The sequence below is a fragment of the Bacillus sp. RO1 genome, from assembly GCF_012524115.1.
Taxonomy (GTDB): Bacteria; Bacillota; Bacilli; order Bacillales; family Bacillaceae_I; genus Sutcliffiella_A.
The window spans coordinates 1-3,715 of record NZ_JAAZWB010000076.1 but is presented as its reverse complement, the minus strand read 5'-3'; the positions used below and the strand labels follow the sequence as shown (position 1 = coordinate 3,715).

Genomic DNA, 3,715 nt, shown 5'->3' with positions numbered 1-3,715 from the left:
GTGCTCTCCCAGCTGAGCTAATCCTCCATAAATCTGCCTGGCAACGTCCTACTCTCACAGGGGGAGATCCCCCAACTACCATCGGCGCTGAAGAGCTTAACTTCCGTGTTCGGTATGGGAACGGGTGTGACCTCTTCGCCATCATTACCAGACAAATTATATTATACAAAATTGAGGAAGAAAATCAAGATGTTTTTGCATCTTTCTTTGTTCCTTCAAAACTAGATAATGTGTTCGTATCAAGACGTTCTATCGTTCAAATTAGTTCATTATTGTTGGGTTAAGTCCTCGATCGATTAGTATTCGTCAGCTCCACATGTCGCCATGCTTCCACCTCGAACCTATCTACCTGATCATCTTTCAGGGATCTTACTTACCGAAGTAAAAGGAAATCTCATCTTGAGGGGGGCTTCATGCTTAGATGCTTTCAGCACTTATCCCGTCCGCACGTAGCTACCCAGCTATGCCTTTGGCAAGACAACTGGTACACCAGCGGTGCGTCCATCCCGGTCCTCTCGTACTAAGGACAGCTCCTCTCAAATTTCCTGCGCCCACGACGGATAGGGACCGAACTGTCTCACGACGTTCTGAACCCAGCTCGCGTACCGCTTTAATGGGCGAACAGCCCAACCCTTGGGACCGACTACAGCCCCAGGATGCGATGAGCCGACATCGAGGTGCCAAACCTCCCCGTCGATGTGGACTCTTGGGGGAGATAAGCCTGTTATCCCCGGGGTAGCTTTTATCCGTTGAGCGATGGCCCTTCCATGCGGAACCACCGGATCACTAAGCCCGACTTTCGTCCCTGCTCGACTTGTAGGTCTCGCAGTCAAGCTCCCTTGTGCCTTTACACTCTGCGAATGATTTCCAACCATTCTGAGGGAACCTTTGGGCGCCTCCGTTACTCTTTAGGAGGCGACCGCCCCAGTCAAACTGCCCACCTGACACTGTCTCCCAGCCCGATAAGGGCTGCGGGTTAGAATTTCAATACAGCCAGGGTAGTATCCCACCGACGCCTCCACCGAAGCTAGCGCTCCGGCTTCTCAGGCTCCTACCTATCCTGTACAAGCTGTACCAAAATTCAATATCAGGCTACAGTAAAGCTCCACGGGGTCTTTCCGTCCTGTCGCGGGTAACCTGCATCTTCACAGGTACTATAATTTCACCGAGTCTCTGGTTGAGACAGTGCCCAGATCGTTACGCCTTTCGTGCGGGTCGGAACTTACCCGACAAGGAATTTCGCTACCTTAGGACCGTTATAGTTACGGCCGCCGTTTACTGGGGCTTCGGTTCAAAGCTTCGCTTGCGCTAACCTCTCCCCTTAACCTTCCAGCACCGGGCAGGCGTCAGCCCCTATACTTCGCCTTACGGCTTCGCAGAGACCTGTGTTTTTGCTAAACAGTCGCCTGGGCCTATTCACTGCGGCTCTCTCGGGCTTTAACACCCTAACAGAGCACCCCTTCTCCCGAAGTTACGGGGTCATTTTGCCGAGTTCCTTAACCAGAGTTCTCTCGCTCACCTTAGGATTCTCTCCTCGCCTACCTGTGTCGGTTTGCGGTACGGGCACCATACTCCTCGCTAGAGGCTTTTCTTGGCAGTGTGAAATCAGGAACTTCGGTACTATATTTCCCTCGCTATCACAGCTCAGCCTTAATGAGAAGCGGATTTGCCTACTTCTCAGCCTTACTGCTTAGACGCGCATATCCAACAGCGCGCTTACCCTATCCTTCTGCGTCCCCCCATTGCTCAAACGGAGTGGAGGTGGTACAGGAATATCAACCTGTTATCCATCGCCTACGCCTTTCGGCCTCGGCTTAGGTCCCGACTAACCCTGAGCGGACGAGCCTTCCTCAGGAAACCTTAGGCATTCGGTGGAAGGGATTCTCACCCTTCTTTCGCTACTCATACCGGCATTCTCACTTCTAAGCGCTCCACCAGTCCTTACGGTCTAGCTTCAACGCCCTTAGAACGCTCTCCTACCACTGTTCGTAAGAACAGTCCGCAGCTTCGGTGATACGTTTAGCCCCGGTACATTTTCGGCGCAGAGTCACTCGACCAGTGAGCTATTACGCACTCTTTAAATGGTGGCTGCTTCTAAGCCAACATCCTGGTTGTCTAAGCAACTCCACATCCTTTTCCACTTAACGTATACTTGGGGACCTTAGCTGGCGGTCTGGGCTGTTTCCCTCTTGACTACGGATCTTATCACTCGCAGTCTGACTCCCATGGATAAGTCTTTGGCATTCGGAGTTTGACTGAATTCGGTAATCCGATGAGGACCCCTAGTCCAATCAGTGCTCTACCTCCAAGACTCTAACACATGAGGCTAGCCCTAAAGCTATTTCGGAGAGAACCAGCTATCTCCAGGTTCGATTGGCATTTCACCCCTACCCACACCTCATCCGCTCACTTTTCAACGTGAGTCGGTTCGGGCCTCCATTCAGTGTTACCTGAACTTCACCCTGGACATGGGTAGATCACCTGGTTTCGGGTCTACGACCACGTACTCATTCGCCCTATTCAGACTCGCTTTCGCTACGGCTCCGTCTCTTCGACTTAACCTTGCACGGGATCGTAACTCGCCGGTTCATTCTACAAAAGGCACGCTATCACCCATTAACGGGCTCTAACTACTTGTAGGCACACGGTTTCAGGATCTATTTCACTCCCCTTCCGGGGTGCTTTTCACCTTTCCCTCACGGTACTGGTTCACTATCGGTCACTAGGGAGTATTTAGCCTTGGGAGATGGTCCTCCCTGCTTCCGACGGGATTTCTCGTGTCCCGCCGTACTCAGGATCCACTCAGGAGGGAACGAAGTTTCAACTACAGGGTTTTTACCTTCTATGACGGACCTTTCCAGATCGCTTCATTTACCCCGTTCCTTTGTAACTCCATGTAGAGTGTCCTACAACCCCAAGAGGCAAGCCTCTTGGTTTGGGCTAATTCCGTTTCGCTCGCCGCTACTCAGGAAATCGCGTTTGCTTTCTCTTCCTCCGGGTACTAAGATGTTTCAGTTCCCCGGGTCTGCCTTCCATACCCTATGTATTCAGATAAGGATACTGCTCCATTACGAGCAGTGGGTTTCCCCATTCGGAAATCTCCGGATCAAAGCTTACTTACAGCTCCCCGAAGCATATCGGTGTTAGTCCCGTCCTTCATCGGCTCCTAGTGCCAAGGCATCCACCGTGCGCCCTTAATAACTTAACCGTTGACCAATTTGGTCATGTGTCGATATCAGCGATGATATCTATAAAGAAAATTACTAAGATGAACGATATTTTGTGAATATCTTGATATTAGTTACATTATCTAATTTTCAAGGAACAACTGCGATAAATCCGAAGATTTATCTTATGTGATTATTTTCACGGAGTGAAAATAATCTTGGTGGAGCCTAGCGGGATCGAACCGCTGACCTCCTGCGTGCAAAGCAGGCGCCCTCCCAGCTGAGCTAAGGCCCCTTAAAGTTCTCTAATTACAAAATGGTGGGCCTAAGTGGACTCGAACCACAGACCTCACGCTTATCAGGCGTGCGCTCTAACCAGCAGAGCTATAGTCCCACATAAAAATGGAGCGGGTTATGGAAATCGAACCCACGACATCAGCGTGGAAGGCTGAGGTTTTACCATTAAACTACACCCGCAAAAAAGGGCGACTGATGGGAATCGAACCCACGAATGCCTGAACCACAATCAGGTGCGTTAACCACTTCGC

The 3,715-nt window shown here is 50.8% G+C and carries 3 tRNA genes and 2 rRNA genes; all 5 read right to left on the bottom strand.

Features of this window, described 5'->3' with window-relative positions:
• Positions 1–35: 35 nt before the first annotated feature.
• The 5 genes from rrf to HC179_RS11720 all read right to left on the bottom strand — a co-directional run bounded on the left by rrf (position 36) and on the right by HC179_RS11720 (position 3,644).
• Positions 36–152, bottom strand: a 5S ribosomal RNA gene (gene rrf / locus HC179_RS11740).
• Between the two features lie 124 nt (positions 153–276).
• A 23S ribosomal RNA gene (locus tag HC179_RS11735) occupies positions 277–3,208 on the bottom strand.
• A 178-nt stretch (positions 3,209–3,386) separates the two neighbouring features.
• Positions 3,387–3,462, bottom strand: a tRNA-Ala gene (locus tag HC179_RS11730).
• A gap of 22 nt (positions 3,463–3,484) precedes the next feature.
• Positions 3,485–3,561, bottom strand: a tRNA-Ile gene (locus HC179_RS11725).
• Between the two features lie 9 nt (positions 3,562–3,570).
• A tRNA-Gly gene (locus tag HC179_RS11720) sits at positions 3,571–3,644 on the bottom strand.
• Positions 3,645–3,715 lie beyond the last annotated feature (71 nt).